At 58.0% G+C, this 16,805-nt stretch carries 17 protein-coding genes, 1 tRNA gene and 1 pseudogene; 9 read left to right on the forward strand and 10 right to left on the reverse strand.

From position 1 onward, the window contains the following. Nucleotides 1–10: 10 nt before the first annotated feature. The 3 genes from ACIPR4_RS05885 to ACIPR4_RS05895 all read right to left on the reverse strand — a co-directional run bounded on the left by ACIPR4_RS05885 (nucleotide 11) and on the right by ACIPR4_RS05895 (nucleotide 3,376). The gene (locus ACIPR4_RS05885; RefSeq protein ID WP_013567742.1) at nucleotides 11–1,798 is read right to left on the reverse strand and encodes a DUF885 domain-containing protein; all 1,788 of its coding nucleotides are present in this window, start codon (nucleotides 1,796–1,798) and stop codon (nucleotides 11–13) included. A gap of 30 nt (nucleotides 1,799–1,828) precedes the next feature. After that, nucleotides 1,829–2,839 carry a sigma 54-interacting transcriptional regulator gene (locus ACIPR4_RS05890; RefSeq protein ID WP_222829262.1) on the reverse strand — a complete coding sequence of 337 codons (1,011 nt, stop codon included), beginning with the start codon at nucleotides 2,837–2,839 and terminating at the stop codon, nucleotides 1,829–1,831. A gap of 111 nt (nucleotides 2,840–2,950) precedes the next feature. Continuing rightward, nucleotides 2,951–3,376: a BrxA/BrxB family bacilliredoxin gene (locus ACIPR4_RS05895; RefSeq protein ID WP_013567744.1), complete on the reverse strand. Its 426-nt coding sequence runs from the start codon at nucleotides 3,374–3,376 to the stop codon at nucleotides 2,951–2,953. Nucleotides 3,377–3,480: 104 nt separating this feature from the next. On the opposite strand from ACIPR4_RS05895, the gene ACIPR4_RS05900 reads away from it, so the two are divergent. Next, complete coding sequence (locus tag ACIPR4_RS05900) at nucleotides 3,481–4,554, forward strand: UDP-N-acetylmuramate dehydrogenase (protein WP_013567745.1); 1,074 nt, start codon at nucleotides 3,481–3,483, stop codon at nucleotides 4,552–4,554. On the opposite strand, the gene ACIPR4_RS05905 is transcribed toward ACIPR4_RS05900, so the two are convergent. From ACIPR4_RS05905 to modA, 3 genes are all read right to left on the reverse strand, one after another. Next, nucleotides 4,543–5,214: an ABC transporter ATP-binding protein gene (locus tag ACIPR4_RS05905; protein WP_013567746.1), complete on the reverse strand. Its 672-nt coding sequence runs from the start codon at nucleotides 5,212–5,214 to the stop codon at nucleotides 4,543–4,545. The two genes, ACIPR4_RS05900 and ACIPR4_RS05905, sit on opposite strands and share 12 nt — an antisense overlap. Then, nucleotides 5,207–5,875 carry a molybdate ABC transporter permease subunit gene (gene modB, locus ACIPR4_RS05910; protein WP_013567747.1) on the reverse strand — a complete coding sequence of 223 codons (669 nt, stop codon included), beginning with the start codon at nucleotides 5,873–5,875 and terminating at the stop codon, nucleotides 5,207–5,209. The genes ACIPR4_RS05905 and modB overlap by 8 nt, the downstream gene beginning before the upstream one ends. Nucleotides 5,876–6,240: 365 nt before the next feature. Continuing rightward, the gene (gene modA / locus ACIPR4_RS05915) at nucleotides 6,241–7,032 is read right to left on the reverse strand and encodes a molybdate ABC transporter substrate-binding protein (RefSeq protein WP_013567748.1); all 792 of its coding nucleotides are present in this window, start codon (nucleotides 7,030–7,032) and stop codon (nucleotides 6,241–6,243) included. Nucleotides 7,033–7,067: 35 nt separating this feature from the next. Between modA and thrC the strand changes: the two genes are divergently transcribed. Next, complete coding sequence (gene thrC, locus ACIPR4_RS05920) at nucleotides 7,068–8,438, forward strand: threonine synthase (protein WP_013567749.1); 1,371 nt, start codon at nucleotides 7,068–7,070, stop codon at nucleotides 8,436–8,438. A 2-nt stretch (nucleotides 8,439–8,440) separates the two neighbouring features. Next, on the forward strand, nucleotides 8,441–9,346 hold the full coding sequence (gene thrB / locus ACIPR4_RS05925) for a homoserine kinase (RefSeq protein ID WP_013567750.1): 906 nt from the start codon (nucleotides 8,441–8,443) through the stop codon (nucleotides 9,344–9,346). Between the two features lie 179 nt (nucleotides 9,347–9,525). Here thrB and ACIPR4_RS05930 read toward each other — a convergent pair whose 3' ends face one another. Further along, nucleotides 9,526–10,362, reverse strand: a complete 837-nt coding sequence (locus ACIPR4_RS05930) for an ABC transporter permease (RefSeq protein WP_013567751.1) — start codon at nucleotides 10,360–10,362, stop codon at nucleotides 9,526–9,528. A 58-nt stretch (nucleotides 10,363–10,420) separates the two neighbouring features. Between ACIPR4_RS05930 and ACIPR4_RS05935 the strand changes: the two genes are divergently transcribed. The 3 genes from ACIPR4_RS05935 to ACIPR4_RS05945 all read left to right on the forward strand — a co-directional run bounded on the left by ACIPR4_RS05935 (nucleotide 10,421) and on the right by ACIPR4_RS05945 (nucleotide 12,236). Beyond that, nucleotides 10,421–11,215, forward strand: coding sequence for a WecB/TagA/CpsF family glycosyltransferase (locus ACIPR4_RS05935; protein WP_013567752.1), 795 nt, complete (start codon nucleotides 10,421–10,423; stop codon nucleotides 11,213–11,215). A 122-nt stretch (nucleotides 11,216–11,337) separates the two neighbouring features. Beyond that, a complete protein-coding gene (locus tag ACIPR4_RS21490; protein WP_187290253.1) occupies nucleotides 11,338–12,033 on the forward strand; it encodes a CAP domain-containing protein in 696 nt (231 codons plus the stop codon). Between the two features lie 128 nt (nucleotides 12,034–12,161). Continuing rightward, nucleotides 12,162–12,236 (forward strand) — tRNA-Asn (locus ACIPR4_RS05945). 25 nt (nucleotides 12,237–12,261) lie between these two features. Here ACIPR4_RS05945 and ACIPR4_RS23465 read toward each other — a convergent pair. Beyond that, on the reverse strand, nucleotides 12,262–12,555 hold the full coding sequence (locus ACIPR4_RS23465; protein ID WP_083811886.1) for a tyrosine-type recombinase/integrase: 294 nt from the start codon (nucleotides 12,553–12,555) through the stop codon (nucleotides 12,262–12,264). Nucleotides 12,556–13,175: 620 nt separating this feature from the next. Between ACIPR4_RS23465 and ACIPR4_RS23470 the strand changes: the two are divergent. The 3 genes and pseudogenes from ACIPR4_RS23470 to ACIPR4_RS22440 form a co-directional block, all read left to right on the forward strand. Continuing rightward, nucleotides 13,176–13,307: pseudogene (locus ACIPR4_RS23470) on the forward strand (hypothetical protein); the annotation flags it as partial. A gap of 42 nt (nucleotides 13,308–13,349) precedes the next feature. Then, nucleotides 13,350–13,679, forward strand: a complete 330-nt coding sequence (locus ACIPR4_RS05955) for a hypothetical protein (protein WP_245536468.1) — start codon at nucleotides 13,350–13,352, stop codon at nucleotides 13,677–13,679. 139 nt (nucleotides 13,680–13,818) lie between these two features. After that, nucleotides 13,819–14,148, forward strand: a complete 330-nt coding sequence (locus ACIPR4_RS22440) for a hypothetical protein (protein WP_013567754.1) — start codon at nucleotides 13,819–13,821, stop codon at nucleotides 14,146–14,148. Here ACIPR4_RS22440 and ACIPR4_RS23475 read toward each other — a convergent pair. Continuing rightward, on the reverse strand, nucleotides 14,090–14,311 hold the full coding sequence (locus ACIPR4_RS23475; protein ID WP_041585944.1) for a PqqD family protein: 222 nt from the start codon (nucleotides 14,309–14,311) through the stop codon (nucleotides 14,090–14,092). The genes ACIPR4_RS22440 and ACIPR4_RS23475 overlap by 59 nt on opposite strands. A 561-nt stretch (nucleotides 14,312–14,872) precedes the next feature. Then, nucleotides 14,873–16,237, reverse strand: coding sequence for a glycosyl hydrolase family 18 protein (locus tag ACIPR4_RS05970; protein ID WP_222829263.1), 1,365 nt, complete (start codon nucleotides 16,235–16,237; stop codon nucleotides 14,873–14,875). Nucleotides 16,238–16,805: the final 568 nt, after the last annotated feature.

Raw genomic sequence — 16,805 nt, forward strand, 5'->3', positions numbered from 1 at the left:
ATTCTAGATGTTATTTCTGCGTTGCAATCCACTCGTTCACGCGCTTGTCGAGGACGTCGAGCGGAAGTGCGCCGGAGTCGATGACGAGATCGTGGAACTTGCGAAGGTCGAACTTCGTGCCAAGCGCGGTCTGAGCGCGTTCGCGGAGTTCGATGAGTTTGAGCTGGCCGATCTTGTAGCCGAGGGCCTGTGCGGGCCAGGCGATGTAGCGATCGGTTTCGGCCTGGACGTTTGTCTCGTCGATGGAGGAGTGGTCGTGGAAGAAGTCGACCATCTGCTGGCGCGTCCAGTGTTTGGAGTGAACGCCGGTATCTACGACGAGACGGATGGCGCGCCAGACATCGGCTTTGAGACGGCCGTAGTCGTTGTAGGGATCCTGATAAAAGCCGACTTCTTTACCCAGGCGTTCGCTGTAGAGACCCCAGCCCTCGGTGTAGGCAGTGTAGTAGCTCTGCTTACGGAACTCAGGGATGCCTGTAAGCTCCTGCGCGATGGAGATTTGCAGATGATGTCCGGGCAGACCCTCATGGTAGGAGACGACTTCCGCGTCCTCAAGGCCGCGGCTGGCGAAGTTATAGGTGTTGACATAGACGCGGCCGGGGCGCTTTCCATCAGGTGTTCCGGGCTGGTAGTACGCGGCAGCCTGCTCCTTCTCCATGTACTCGGGGACGGGGAGGACTTCGAGCGGCGCCTTGGGCAGTGTGCCAAAGAGTTGCGGCAGCTTGGCCTTCATGTCGTTGATGTGGCTGGAGTAGGCGTCGATGAGTTGCTGCTTGGAGGTGGCGTGCAGTTTCGGGTTGGTTTTGACGGCGGCATTGAAGGTCTTGAGATCGCTGAAGCCCATCTTCTTCGCGATGACCAGCATGGCGGCTTCGTCGCGCTTTACTTCTTCCAGGCCAATCTTGTGAATTTCGTCAGCGGTCTTATTGGTCGTTGTGCTCTGGCGGATGCGGAAGGCGTAATATGCCTCTCCGTCAGGAATCGACGAGATGCCGGGTTCGGTGCGGCCCTTGGGAATGTATTCCGCCGAAAGGAACTTCGCGAAGCGCTGGTAGCTGGGAAGGACGACCGTGGCGATGGCATGCATCACCTCGTCGTGAATGCGTTTTTGATCTGCGGCGCTGATGGTCTTGGGGAACTGCTTCAGCGGTGCGGAAAAGGGCGAGTCTTCCGGCTTGATGGCGATCAGCGCATTCGTTTGAACGAGCACTTTTTCGAGAAGGAATTTGGGAGGCATACGTCCGTCGTTGATGCCGGCTTCCATGGCGACCATGATCTGCGAGAAGGGTTTGTCCACGGTGGAGAGGCGCTTGATGTAGTCGTCGTAGTCCTTAACCGTGTCGAAGGCCGTGGCGGCGGCGAGCTGCGGCACCTGTGTATGGAAGCCGTTGAACTGGTTGACCGGCATCTCCCATTCTTTGAAGCGGGCGGATTCCTGATCGTCGATGAGCGTTCGGAGGAGGAGTTCGGAGGAGAGCTTATCCTGGTCGCTGAGACCGGTGGTGTCGATTGCGCCAAGGCGCTCGATAAAGACACGCTCGCGCTGGAGCTGATTGGAGAACCCGGCGGCGGACATGTCGCTCCAGCGATCGTTGTAACGCTTATCGCCAAGGTAGGTCGCGGTTTCGGGCGAGTGGAGCAGGACGTCTTCCCAGTACTCGACGAAGAGCGTGTTAAGCGCTTTGGAGCGATCCGCTGGGGAGATTTGACTCCGCAGAAGCGGGCTCGCGATGAGGCCTGCGAAGAGAGCGGTTGCAACGGCGCAGGAGCGCATGGAAGACAGCACGGAGTTTGCCAATTTCGAACACCTCAGATTCGTTTGAGTGTATCAATCCGGTGTAGATAAGTTGTCCCTTAATGCGGAGATGTTCTTAATTGGGATAGAGTGCAGCAGGTTGCCTTGCGCGGCGTCAGAAGAGGTCTTCTTTTCCAGCAAGCGGTAGAGGGTCGAACGACTGATGCCGAGACATTCGGCGGCGCGGAGCTTGTTGCCGCCGCAGTAGCCGAGCACGTAGTTCACGTGGTGGAGCACGATGTCTTCAAGTCGCTGCGTTTTTCCCAAGGGTAGAGGTGACAGGGATGGTTGAGCGGAATTTTCTTCAGCGAGAAGGCAGGCCGGAAGGTGTGGGATCTCCAGAACGCCCGCGTCCGTCTGGGTGACGGCGTACCCTACAACCTCTTCAAGCTCGCGGACATTGCCGGGCCAGGAGTGGGAGAGAAGACGCTCCAGCAGGTTTGCCGAAAGCGCAGGAGGAAGTTTGCCCTGTTGGCGAGCAGAGAGGCTCACGAAGTGGGTGACGAGTTCTTCCAGGTCTTCGAGGTGCGCGCGTAAGGGCGGCAGCGGAATCTCGATCATCGAAAGGCGTTCGTAGAGATCCTTGCGGAAGGTTCCTAATTGAACCTGGGGCCGGAGATCGTGTCGGGTTGCGGCAACTACGCGGATGCGCACATGACTGGCGCTGGCGTTCCGGAGTTCCTGCTGTCGGAGAACGCGCAGCAGAGCTACCTGCGTACTGAATGGCATTTCGCCGACGTCATCCAGAAACAAGGTGCCTCTGTAGTTGGAAAATCCGGCTTTCGCGATCTGTTCGGCGGCGGTGGAGGCATTGCAGACGACCAGGGGAGTGTCCGTCCCCATTCCCAGAGTATGGAGCGCGTGCGCGATGAGGTTTTTCCCTGTGCCTGGCTCCCCGGTGAGGAGCACGCTGCGAAAGTGCGGACCGATGCGATGGATCTGAAGTTTGAGGCGCTCCATCACGGCGCTGCTTCCGATCAGGCCGAAGTCTCCGGAATGGGCGGTGGGAGGGTTTGTCGTGAAATGGGGGACGGGGGCCGGCATCGCTTTCATCACTTCATCGGCAATAAAACGGAAAACATGAGCCCGACGTAAAAAAGGGGAAGACCGCATGCAGCGGTCTTTCCCCTTTGGGGAATTTCGCAGGGCGAAATTTTATGCGTTGGTCTTGGCGCAGTAGGTGTCGAAGGCCCGTGTGAGTTCCTGTGCGATGGCGGGGGCGTTCGAAGTTTCAATCGCCGAACGCTGCATCAGGTAGACGAGCTGGCCGTCGCGCAGGATGGCGATGGCGGGAGAGGTGGGGGGATGACCCTGGAAGTAGGTGCGTGCTTTCTCGGTGGCTTCGCGGTCCTGGCCGGCAAAGACGGTGACTGCCTGGTCGGGCTTGACGCCGTTCTGCATAGCCAGACGAACGCCAGGACGCATTTTGCCTGCCGCGCAACCACAGATCGAGTTGACGACGAGCAGGGTGGTTCCGGGCTGCGCAAGAGCAGCGTCAACCTCAGCCGCCGTGCGTGCCTCATTCAAACCGGCGCGTGTGAGTTCCTCGCGCATCGGGATCACCATAAGTTCTGGATACATGCATCCTCCTTGCAGACGGTTGAAAGCCGTGTGCTGCTTTGATTCTACGCATTCCCGGTTGGGTTCGTATCAGGAGAAAGTCGTGTGATTTACCCTCGAACCGGATGACGTTTCTCGAACAGGTCGCGCTGGCGCCGTACACCACCCTTGGAATCGGCGGTCCCGCCCGCTGGATGGCGACGGTGTCGACCGAAGGCGATCTGGTATGGGCCCTGAAGTTTGCGGCAGAGAAAGACTTACGGGTCTTTGTGCTGGGAGGCGGAAGCAACCTGTTGGTGGGCGACGCGGGTTTCGATGGCCTGGTGGTGCGGATCGCACTTCCGGGAATTGCGCGCGACGGCGACTGCCTGCGTGTGGGAGCCGGAGAGAGCTGGGACAGGTTCGTGCAGTATGCCGTGGAAAACGATCTGGCTGGTGTGGAGTGCCTGGCCGGGATTCCTGGAACTGTAGGCGGAACGCCGGTGCAGAACGTCGGAGCGTATGGGCAGGAGGTGGCCGAGACGATTGTGCGGGTGCGGGCCTTCGATCTTGAGCTGAAAAAGTTTGTCGAACTGATGAAGGAAGAGTGCGGGTTTGGCTATCGCACCAGTCTCTTCAACACCGACCCAGCAGAGGGCGGTGCTAAGGGGCGTTACGTGGTGACGCGTGTGGATTTTTGTCTGCATGCCGGTGGTGCGCCGCAGTTGAAGTATGCAGACCTGGCAAAGCGGTTTGCGGAAGGCTCATCTCCGAGTCTGGTGGAAGTGGCCGAAGCCGTCCGTGCGATTCGAGGGTTGAAGGGTATGGTGACGGCTGCGCCGGATATCTCGGGGGAATATCCAAGCGAGCGTGATGCAGATACGTGCTCGGCGGGGTCGTTCTTTCGGAATCCCGTGGTGCCGGTGGAGGTGTTGGGTGGGATTGCAAGCGCTTTGGAAATAGCCGAGGACAAGGTTCCGCATTGGGCAGTCGGCAATGATCGCGTAAAGCTGCCTGCGGCGTGGCTGATTGAACAGGCTGGGTTTCCGCGAGGCTATGTGATGGGGTCGGTGGGGATCTCGACGCGGCATACACTCGCGCTCACGAACCGGGGCGGAGCGACGACGGCGGAGATGGTGGCGCTGCGCGATGAAATTGCGCGGGTGGTGTGTGAGCGCTTCGGAGTATCGCTGGAGCAGGAACCGGTTTTAGTTTCCTAAGAGGTGCAAGAGATGCTCGCGGCGGTCGCTGAGGACTTCGCGGGCTGGGCCGACCTGGGTGATGCGGCTGTCTTCGAGGCGAGCGACTTCGTCGGCTGATTCGAGAGTTTCCGACAGATTGTGAGTGACGGAGAGGATCAGGGCTCCGGAATCTGCCTGCCAGTTTTTAAGCTCGGCGATGAGCTGCGTGCGCAGAAGAATGTCGAGGCCACTGAGGGCTTCATCGAGCAAGAGAAGTCTTGGGCGGGAGGCGATTGCCCGCGCGAGCGCCACGCGCTGGCGTTCTCCGCTGGAGAGGGTGGCTGGTTTGCTGTCTCGGACGTGTTCGACTTGGAAGCGCTGAAGGAGTTCGTCTGCGAGGGCCGTGCTCTCGCCTTTGAGCGGGAAGAGAAGATTTTCGCGCGCGGTCATGTGAGGGAAGAGCGCGGCGTGATGCGTGACGAGCGGGATCCGGCGGCGATCCGGGCTCAGGTGGGAGATGTCTTTCTCGTCGAGAAGAACGCGCGTGGCGGGCGGCTGCCATAGACCGGCGATGGCGCGGAGGATGCTGGATTTTCCCGCACCGGATGCGCCGAAGAGGACGGTCCACGGCTGCTTGATGACGAGATGGACCTCAAGCGTTTGTCTTCCGCGTTCGCCCTGGAGAGTCAGTTCAAGCATCGCTGTTTCTCCGGAAGAGGCTGCGGCCGTAGACGAAGAGCAGGGCGATGGTGGAGGCGAGAAGAAGCCAGAGGGCAGTGTGATTTGCCGCGGCGTAGTCGAAGTTCTGTACCTGATCGAAGAGGGAGATAGAGAGCGTCTGTGTGCGACCGGGAATGCCTCCACCGAGCATAAGGACGACGCCGAACTCTCCGACGGTGTGCATGAAGGTGAGGACGGCTGCGGCGAGGATCGAACTCTTCACCAGAGGCAGAGCGATGGCGCGAAAGACGCGGCTGGGGGATGCGCCGAGGGTCTGCGCGGCTTCGAGATAGCGCGGGTCGATGCTGCGCAGGCCAGCGACCACCGGCTGCACGGCGAAGGGAAGGCTGTAGAGCACGGAGCCGACGACCAGGCCTGAGAACGTAAACGCAAGAGGGTGGCCGAGGAGGCGGATGATTGTACGTCCCAGTGCCGTGAGCGGGCCTAGACCGACGAGGAGGTAGAAGCCGAGCACGGTCGGGGGGAGGACGATGGGGAGGGCAACGAGGGCTTCGACGATGTAGCGCAGTTTGCTGCGGCCGAGGGCGAGCCAACCTGCGAGAGGCAGGGCGAGGATCATCAGCACGAGCGTGGTGATGGTGGCAAGGCGGAGTGTGAGGAGGAGAGCTTCCTTATCCACTTTGCGAGTGTAGCTGGTGGTGAGTTATGCAGCAGATCCCTGCGCTGCGCTACGGGGTGACAAACAAAATTTAGCGGAGGAACACGAGCAGGGTTTCAGCGCAAACCAAGGTGTGTCCAATACTCTTCCGGTTCCTAAAGGGGTCTTTTGTCATCCCGTAGCGAAGTGGAGGGATCTGCTTTTGCGGTTTACTGGTAGGTTCGCTCTTCGAGCGAAAGATGCGCTTTGCGCATAACCCACACGTCGCAAAAGACGCGATGTATGGGGCACCCGGTTTGGGTCTCCGAAGAAATCTGGTTTGTGCGCTATGCGCGACCCCACCCTTTCGCATGAAGCCGCGAAAGAATGGGGCACGAGGGTGTTTTTTACTTGATGGGGTGCAGGCCGAGGCTGGCGAGGTGGGCCTGGATCTCGTCGCTCAGGATGTAGTCGAGCAGCTTGTGGGCATTGTCGCGCTGGGGAGAACTGCGCAGCACGACGGCGCACTGGCGGATCTCCGGGTAAACGTAGGTGGGAAAGAGGACGAAGCTGCCGCTGTTCTTGAACTTCGGCGAGGTGGCGATGGTCTCGGAGATGAGGGCGAGTTCCGCGTTGCCGGTCTGTGCGAACTGTGCTGCCTGAGCGACGGATTCGCCCTGCACAAGATGCGGTGCGACGTTTTCGTAAAACTTCATCTTCTGCAGTGCGGACACAGCAGCGCGTCCGTATGGAGCGTGGTCGGGATTGGCGATGGAGACGGACTTCAGATCTTTGCGCTCCAATACTTCGAGATGGAGAGGATTGAAGCGCGAATCCTTGCGGGTCCAGAGTACGAGGGTGCCTTTGGCGTAAGGGATCGCGTCTGTCGAATCGGCCATACCACTGGAGACGACGCGTTCGGCGAAGACATAGTCAGCGGAGAAGAAGATGTCCGCTGGAGCGCCTGAGATCATCTGCTCGGAGAGGACGGAGGACGCGCCGTAGTTGATGACGAGATGAATCCCGGTTTTACGTTCGAAGTAGGGTGCGAGCACTTCAAAGACCGGCTGCATGTCGGCGGCGGAGGCTACGTGCAGCTCTGTCTTCGGTTTGGGCGCGGGTTTTGCCTGGGCCTTGGCGGTGCTGGAAGACGCGCAGAGTGCCGCGAAAACGAACGCGATGAAAGCGAGCTGTTTCATAGAGAAGCAGCCTTTACGATACCCTGTACCTAGCCATGAATATGCGGTCACATCAGCTTCGATGCATCGGAACGGGCGAGCGTATAGCTCCGGAAGATGCTCCCCACGATTTTAGGGATCCTGAAACGCGCGAACTTTATGAAATTGAATACCCGTGGAGCGAAAGCGCCGAGACCTCCGGCACGCCCCATCGGAATCTGCCGAACCCGTCCGCGCTGCGGCACCTCTGGGCGGAACGGCGCGATTCCACCCTGCCGATTGACCAGTCGGGTGTCTGGCGGTATCGGGAGTTGCTGCCGATTCTGAAGGACGACAACACCGCAACGACGCTGCGCGAGGGCAATACACCGCTTTACGATCTGCCGCGCTGCGCTAAGTCGCTGGGGCTGGATTTCCTTCTGGCGAAGCACCAGGGCATGAATCCTACGGGTTCGTTCAAGGACACCGGCATGACGGCGGCGCTTTCGGTTGCCGTGGAACGTGGCTATGAGTGGGTAGCTTGTGCTTCCACTGGCAATACCTCGGCTGCCATGGCCGCCTATGCGGCGCGCGCCGGGCTGCGGAGCATTGTCTTCATTCCCGAGGGCAAGATTGCCTGGGGCAAGCTTTCGCAGTCGATGGACTACGGCGCGATGACGGTCCAGTTGAAGACGGATTTCGATGGTTGCGTGCGGATTCTGGCCGAGCTGGTGAAACGGCATCCGATTTATCTGTTGAATTCTGTGAATCCCTACCGTCTGGAAGGCCAGAAGACGCCGGCTGTCGAGATGGTGGAGCAGTTGGACTGGCAGGTTCCTCATCACGTGATCGTCCCGGGCGGCAATCTGGCCAATGGATCGGCTTTGGGCAAGGGTTTTGCCGAGATGAAGCACCTGGGACTGATCGATCGTGTTCCGAAGATCTCGGTGATTCAGGCGATGGGGGCGAACCCGCTCTTTCAATGGTTTACGAACGATCACAAGGAGATCGACCCGGTGGTTGCGGACACGCGCGCGACGGCGATCCGTATCGGGAATCCTGCTTCGTGGCGCAAGGCCGCTCGTATTATCGAGACGACCAATGGCTGGTGCGAGCAAGTGTCTGAGTCGGAGATTGCGTTTGCGAAGGCGCAGATCGGTGCCGAGGGCATTGGCTGCGAACCGGCGTCGGCTGTGACGCTTGCAGGCCTGAAGAAGCTTGTGGCGCAAGGCAGGGTGGAGAGCGGAGAGCGAACCGTCCTTCTTCTAACAGGCCACACCTTGAAGGATCCGGAGTACACCATCGATTTCCATCGCGGAACGCTGGCCATGGATATCGAAGAGGCAGCGCCTTTCCGCAGACCCCCTTTGGTTCTGGACGCCGATCCGGAGACGGTGTTGCGCGCCCTGGATGCCGAGATGAAGAACACGCCTGTGCCGGTACGCTGAAGATGAGTGGAACGGTACGGCTTCGTCTGCCTGCAACTTCAGCAAACCTTGGGCCGGGCTTTGACGCCCTGGGTCTGGCAATGGATTTTCACCTGTACGTGGAGGCGGCTGTCTCCGGCAAATTCGCGATTGAGGCGACGGGCCGCAATGCGCAGGTGTGCGGCGATGTTGAAGATTCCCTGATCCTGTCTACGTACCAGGAGGTGCTGGGGCAGCAGGGAATCAGTGCACCTTCGCTGGCGTTGAAGGTGCGTAACGAGATTCCGCTGGGCATGGGCTGCGGCTCTTCGGCGGCGGCGCTTGTGGCCGGGGTCGCGTTGGCTTCCCACTTCGGTAAGTTGGGGTGGAACCGGCACGAGATTCTGACAGAGGCGAGTCTTCGCGAGGGGCATCCTGATAATGTGGCTGCCTGCGTGATGGGCGGGTTGACGGTTTCGGCGATGTCAACCGATGGTTCTCTGACGACGGTGTCCGCGGTCTCGCTTGCTCCCGCGACGCAGTGGCCTTTGCTCTTGGTAATGCCGGGGGCTTCTTTGTCGACTTCCAAGGCTCGGGGTTTGTTGCCTGAGAGCTATTCCAGAGCAGATACGGTGGCGAATATTCAGGCGGCATCGCTGCTTACGGCGGCGTTTGCTACGGGTCGTGGCGAGCTTCTAGCTTTGGCGATGCGGGATCGTGTGCACCAGCCTTACCGGTCAGAGGCCTGCGCCTTGCTGCCACTTCTTTTGCCGTTGGCGGGTACCGAGGGTGTTCTGGGGGTGGCGCTCTCGGGTGCGGGGCCTTCTGTTCTTCTGGTTTTGGAAGATGGTATGGATCTGGCCGTTGCGGAGGCCCGTGTTCTTAAATTGCTGGATGGGAATGAGGTTGAGCTGTTTCGGTCGCGAATGGGCGGCGGGGCCACCCTTTAGCCGTAAGTAACGTGTTTTGATTACCTTGTGTGGTTACTAGAGATCTCTTGTTTCAAGAAGTCTTGAACTGTAACTTTGACTCTGTAGGAAGCCTTGGGAAGGGCTCCACCTGCACAGCGCCCGTTGAACCCGCTTGATGGGATCCGGGCGCTTCTCTTTTCGAGACGACAAAAGCTAAGTTACAGACCGGCGGAGAGGCGCGTCCTGGGATCGGCGTAGTCGCGGAGAGCATCACCCAGAAAGCAGAACGCGAGCACGCAGAGCATGACCGCCATGGCGGGGAAGAAGATCATGTGCGGAGCATCGAAGAGATGAGGGCGGGCGTCGTTGAGCATCGATCCCCAACTCGCCATCGGAGGAGGCACGCCAAGGCCAAGAAAGCTCAGCGTGGCCTCTGCGAGGACGGCTGCGGCCATGCCTACGGCTGCCTGAACGATCACGGGCTGCATGATGTTGGGAAGGATATGACGTGTAAGGATGCGAAGGTTGTTTGCGCCGAGGGCACGGGCTGCTTCCACATATTCGCGTTCGCGGGCGGCCATGACCTGGGCTCGAACGAGTCGAGCATAGTTAACCCAACCCGCGATGGCGAGCGCGAGGATGACATTGCGCAGGCCTGGGCCGAGGAAGGCAACGAGCGCGATGGCGAGAAGAATCCCTGGCAACGTCATGAAGGCATTCATGACATAGATATTGAGTAGAGCGTCGCGCCAGCCGCCGTAGAATCCGGCAACGCAACCAACGAGGGCACCGAAGACGAGAGAGAGACCTACGACTGTGACGGCGACGGTCAAGGAGATGCGTGCGCCGAACAGCGTACGCGAGAAGATATCTCTTCCTAACTCGTCGGTCCCGAACCAATGACCATGGCCAGGAGAGAGCAGGCGCGCCTGGAGATCGAGCGCTGCTGGATCATGTGGAGCGATCCAAGGCGCAAGCAGGGCAGCGAGCGCGAAGATTCCCAAAAGAGAAAGCGCCGTCCATGTAAGCCAGTTGCGATGCATCACTGGGATCATGTTACCTGTGGTGAGGCAGTGCGCGTCGACATGGAGAACCGTCAGGCATACTTGTGCTATGGCTGAGTTCAACCAGGGAATTTCTTCGGCAAAGAAAGAGGGTGGCAACGAGTTCCGCACCATTCTCGGAGTTCGCTTTTTTTCTGGATCGCTGAAGGGTGCAGTCGACCGGATGTTGCATGGTGGACTTCTGGTGGTTCCTTCGGCTCCGGTGCTGCAATTGATCGAGACGGACCTGGAATCGCGGGATGCTCTGTTGAGCGCGGATTTTGTGATCGCGGACAGTGCATACATGGTGTTGGTTTGGAGGTTCCTTCAGTGGGAGAAGATTCCGCGCATCTCCGGCCTGGCCTACCTGGATGAACTGCTTTCGCGTCCGGAGATGAAGAAGCCCGAGGACACGGTGTGGGTGATGGCCCGGCCGAAGTCCGCGGAGACCAACCGGGCATGGCTTCAGACGCAGGGCATCGATCCGCCGGATTCGCATATTTATCTCGCACCGGTTTATCCGCCGGGACCGATCCAGGACCCGGTGCTGCTGGAGATGTTGGAACGTCTTCGCCCGAAGCATGTGATTATGACCATCGGCGGTGGAAGCCAGGAGCGGCTTGGTCTTTATCTGCGGAGGAACCTGAGTTTTGTTCCGGGCATCCATTGCATTGGAGCTGCGATTGCTTTCCTGTCCGGCGATCAGGTGAAGGTGCCGATGTGGGCGGACAAGTTCTATCTTGGATGGCTGATCCGCACCATGGATAACCCCAAGCTGTACGGGCCGAGGTACGCCAGTTCCTTTGCCCTGGCAAAACTGATGTTTCGTTTTCGCAGCATGCTGCCGCCGATTAAGGCGAGCTGAGAGAAACGCATCCAATGGATTCAATCCGTGTCTGAACTGTTGTAAGTGATTTGGGGTCGACTTTGCGGCGTGCTTTTCTCATGGTTGTTTTCGCGTTCTGTGTGGTGGGTGCCCAAGTTGTTTTGGCACAGGGCCGAACGGTGGCAGAGCAGTATCTGTTCGCAGCGTTGAACCAGGAACGCGCCGCGGTGGGTCTGCCTGCGCTGACGTGGAATCCACAGATGGCGGTGGCAGCGCGAGAGCATGCGATTCGTATGGCAAGGATGGGTGGCATCTCTCACCAGTTTGCGGGCGAGCCGGATCTGACGCAGCGCACGTCGACTGCAGGAGCGAAGTTTTCTACCGTTGCCGAAAATGTGGCGGTCGGGGAGTCTCCGCTGACGATTCACAACGCGTGGATGCATTCGCCGGGGCATCGCGCGAACATTCTGGATGCGGTGGTTACGTCGGTCGGTATCTCGGCGATTTTGTACCAGGGACGTTTGTGGGCGGTGCAGGACTTCTCCCGGGACGTTGCGACCCTATCTCTCGCTGCGCAGGAGGAGAAGGTGCGTGCCCTGGTGGCGCAGAGCTCTCGTATGACATCGATCACCCCGACGCCTGAGGCACGGGACACGTGTGCACGCGAGAAGGGCTATGCGGGGGATCGGCAGCCGTCGTTTGTGATGCGGTACTCCGGTTCGAGCCTGGCGCTGCTTCCGGAGCAACTTACGGCCAAGCTGGCTTCAGGGCAATACACGCACGCGGAGGTAGGGGCATGTGTTCCCGAGGGTAGCGCGTTTGCGGGCTACAGCATCGCAGTGCTGCTTTATCCCTAACGCGTGTTCTTGTCTGGCACTGCTGCACTTTGACCCTGCGGCCTCATTTTGCTATAACAGACAGGTGGCCTAGCGTGAGTTCTTCCGCCGCGGACACTGTTGCAAGATCCCCACAGTGGGTGCCACGTTCCTGAGTAGCTCAATGGCAGAGCATTCGGCTGTTAACCGAAGGGTTGTAGGTTCGAGTCCTACCTCAGGAGCCATATTATCAAGCATTTGCAGCATGATTTACATGACTAAACCTCCACTATGACGTGGAGTATGTCGCAAACTATGACGTAAATCGTTAGGTGTCGCGTTACGTTGCTCGATCATCTCTCGAATCGCGTCTGAGTTGTGATGCTGATACGGCAACGTCGATCTCACACTTGCGTGTCCCATGGTCTGCATGACCGCTGGTAAATTGCCGGTGGAAGCCAGAGCATAGGTGCCGAAGGTGTGACGAGCGGAGTAGAGAACGATGCGCGGATCGAGACCCGCACGTCGCCGTGCCGCTTGAAACGCCTTACTGACAGACTCCAGGTGTCCAGACTTTGAGTCAGAAACTTATCGGGCCGGGGCATGGCTTTCGGCAGCTAGTTTTCCCCTTCCTCTTCTCTCTTGCGTTCTATTTCTTTGTCTTTTGGAGTCTGATATCTGTGCTTCAAAGATTTGTTAGACAACATGGCCTAGGCCGGATGTCTCGATAAAGGCTGAAGTTGCCGACAAAGCAGTATCTATGGCGCGTTTTTCGGCATCCCGTGTGGAGGAAGCATGGGCGGTTCTTGCGCAAAATAATGATCTTGCCTAAAAGTGCGGCAAACGTCTTCAAAGCGCTGGGAGTCATCTTCGCGATGCTCATGGCGTCCGCCATACCAGGCTTCAGATGGTTGGGAATGCTGCTAATTCCGGGTGCTCTCTTAGCCGCGCTACTATTTCCGGAAGGGATATATTCAGATCATGGTTGGGCTTTCTTAGTGGTGGCTGGGCTCATAGACTGGATCATCATTTGGATCGGCGTCTGGTACGTCCAGGATTACTAAGGAGCGGATGAGGCGAGACTATGAAATTTCATATGAGAGACGTTGCTTGCTTACTGTTTGTGAGTATGGCAATGGCCGCACAGCAGCCTAAAGCCCGATGTTTTTCACAATGCACAGCGGCTGTACGACAGCGGTAAATGGCCGGAAGCGGAGAAGAGCTTCGCGAATATCGCCCACGACGATCCTGGCAACGTTGCTGCGCAGATGTACCTTGGGCAGACTCTGTTCCGAGAGGAGAAGTACGCGGCGGCAGTTGTTCCCTACGAGAAGGTGCGGTCGTTAGAAAGAAGTGGAGTGAAGCTGACGCGGACCCAGCACCGAATCCTAGTGGATCAATTGGCGATGGCCTATGGCATTAGTGGGCATACAGTGGACTCGAAGGCACTTCTACAGGAGGCGGTTCGTAGCGATCCTGAATACCCTCTGAATTACTATAATCTCGCCTGTGTGGCTGTGGATGAGAACGACAAACCGGCAGTCTTAAAGAATCTTACGTTGGCCTTCCAACACCATGCTCAGGTTCTTCTGAACGAACACCTGCCTGACCCTTCTTCCGATCCCTCGTTCCAAAAGTATGCTCAGGACGCCGACTTCAAGGCCCTCGTGGATCGTCTGAAGAGCTGAGCAAAGGAAGCCTGATGAAGTTCTCTGAGATAGCGAATCGCTTGACGGGTATCTCGACGCCGTTCGGTAGGGCGTCATGGCAGCCTGCTGAGATGGAGATCGAAGGGGTGCGTCGAGTGATCGTCTTCTGGAGGCAGAAATGGCTATCGATAACAACATAACGACGGCAGATTCGACGGAACTGGGCGCTAATCGAAAACGCTATTGGATGTACTGGGCTTCTGCGGTGGCTTCATCGCTGCTCTTCCTCTTTTTCGTGGCTTCAATGCTCATAGTGCCTGGTGTCACGTCATCCCGCAAGATATGGATGCTGACTGTTATGGGAGTCGGCGCGGCGGCCTCGTTAGGGATTGGACTGTGGCGGTTCCGCAGCACGGAAGCCCCCGCCACACTTTGGCCGCTCGGCCCTATCATCGGTGTTGTATTGCTGCTGGAATTCGCATACTGTGCGGTGCGCCAGTCTCTTTGACACGGCTCGCTGCGATAGCCTCTTCGCTCTCGCCTCGCTCCAGTGCTGGCCAGACATATCCACCGGTAGCGTTCAAGGTCGAGATGGTTCCTTGCTTCGTATCGAGAATGGCGGCTCCATCCTCATTCACGACGGTCCGAAGATGAGTCTCGGCGTTTGCCATAAACACCCCGCAGCCTTGGACGATCAATTCGCAACCGGCTGTGAAGGTGAACTTTGTCTCCCTTCTTGCATCGTGCAAGCGAAAGCGGGAAATTGGTCAAACTTACTTCGCCATCGCAGCAGAAGGGTTTGGGAGCGCAAGATGCGCAGTTTCTAGTGCGCTTCTCGCGTACTTTCGGCCAAAGATACTTTTGGGCGAGGAGCTACTCATCGAGAGCTTGGAGCAGGTCTTTCCGCTTTTCCTATCTTCACGTAGATCTCGTCTACCCGCCACGAAGTGACTGATACGACGAACCCGCGTTGCCAGTTCAGGCACGTAGCTATGGACACTGCATGATCGTTGCTGGACTGACCTTCCGCGCCGCTCCCGCGTCATCTATACAAGATCTTGATGGCTGACACCGTGCTTACGGTACTAGCGACGCAAGCCAGAATGATCACAACCGGAAAACGGCGCGCTTGAACATGACCCATCGTACCTTCCGGGTGCGATGGGTCATGTTCAAGCCATAGTTCATGCAACAGGGCGTATTTGATTACTCCGGGCCCCATTCGGTGTGCTTTACGGTAAGGCGTTCAGGCCAGCTTTCACGGTGTTGGCGAAATTGTAGTTAGTTGTTGCGTCCCAACTAATACTCCAGGTCATTGCGCCTCGGAGTGTGGGCCACGTCGTCGATGGGCGAAACGCTCCGCACTTTTGTCCCTCGGTGAGGCAGTCGAGAGCATTGACTACGACCGAAGGATCTACATAGCCGCCGCCGGCGGCTGCTGACGTCGCTGGGAATCCAAGCCCGATTTGATCCGGGCGCAACCCACCCTGTATGAGAATGCAAGCCTGCGCCGTTGCGAAGTCTTCGGTGCCTTCCGCGTAAATGTTGCCGTCGCAACCGAACATTGTGCCGGAGTTGTAGTACTGCGTGTTAACTATCGTCAGGATGTTCTGAATCTTGAGTGCAAGGGCGAAATAGGGACTGCTTGTGTTCGTTACGTCGGTGGTCTGCGGTGCCATCGTGATGATGAGACCGGGCGAAAGCGCGGCAAGTTGCTGTAGTGCGCTGGCTAGATTTGTGACATTGATCCCGCTCTCCAGATCGATATCTACTCCATCGAATCCGAACTTAGTCATCAATGCGTGGGCGCTGTTGGCGAAACTGGTTGCGCTGGCCGCGTTATTAATCGCGACGGTTCCATTCGCACCGCCGATGGAGAGGATAACCTTTTGTCCGCGAGAGTGCAGAGTGCTGATGTCGGAGGTGAACTGCGAATCGTTGTAACCTCCCCCGATACATGCCGCTAATCCCGAATCTGTCGTGTAATCGACGGCACCGGGCGTTGACGTTGAATTTGCAAACGCCACGGCGGCTATGGTGTAGCTAGTGGGGACTGCGCTTAGACGGGGACACGTCGAGCCGTTAGTGAAGTTTTGCCAGTATCCTAGTAATAGGTGCTTGGGTAGGCCCGCCGAACCCCCACCGCTGCTGCCGCCCCCGCCAACCGTTGCCCACGCGAAAGTCTCCCAAGCTTGCGCTGTCGTGCGATCGGCATTCAGAGGCGCAGTCGACGCGATATTCAGATCGGCGGACACATATTTGCCGTTGCCAACATTCAGTAGATGGATCTGGCCGTTACCGAGGTCGATCCAGTGAAACTCCTCCCAGGTGTTGAAGACGGTGCGGGACGCCACAAGAGGAGTATTGGCCCCAAGATTCTGGTCCGCCGACACATACTTGCCGTTGCCGATCGAGAGCAAGGCAACCAATCCTCCGCCAGCGTCGACGACCTGGAACTGCTCCCAGGTGTTTACGGTTGTGCGGTCAGCGACGAGAGGGGCGGTAGCGTCCAGGTCTTGGTCCGCGGACACGTACAGGTTCGTGGCACTGGCCTTCAAGGAGATGATTTGACCGATGGGTGCCGCCGCAAAGGCCACCCCGCTCCCTATGGCTACGAATAAAAAGAAACTACAAAGGCTGACTAAGGATTGGTGCCGTCTTGAACAACTCCGGTTGCTGTCTTGTGATTCCGTTCTCATTTCATCGCTCCTGATTAAGATCGCCTTTCGAATAAAGGCGCACTACGACACCGCCGTGACCCTTGGAACGGCCTGAGTGGATCTCGATGCCGTTAGCCAGGCGTTGTCCACAACATTGCTTGTGCTGAATAACAATTTTTGTTGGAACATCGTTTAATTGATGACCTCGCTCCTCGTCACGCGCAGAGGTTGCTACTCGGATCTAATCTGAGTAGTCCGTCGCATCGGGGCGAAGAACGCATCACCGCGGCATTGGCCCGGTTAGCTGGTGCTGAGACGACCCAGCAAACTAATGAATGTGATCTGGAAGCGTTCGATGGTGGTTCTTTACCGGAGTATTTTGAGCATGAATAATAGTCATCCGAAACCTCTCAGCGGGATCCTAGTACTAAGCCAGAACAACATGACATCCGGTATGAATCTAAAAAGCAACGCGAAACCGAACGCGAGTAGTATTGCCGCGATC

Origin of the sequence: Terriglobus saanensis SP1PR4, assembly GCF_000179915.2 — a bacterium.
Classification (GTDB): Bacteria; Acidobacteriota; Terriglobia; order Terriglobales; family Acidobacteriaceae; genus Terriglobus; species Terriglobus saanensis.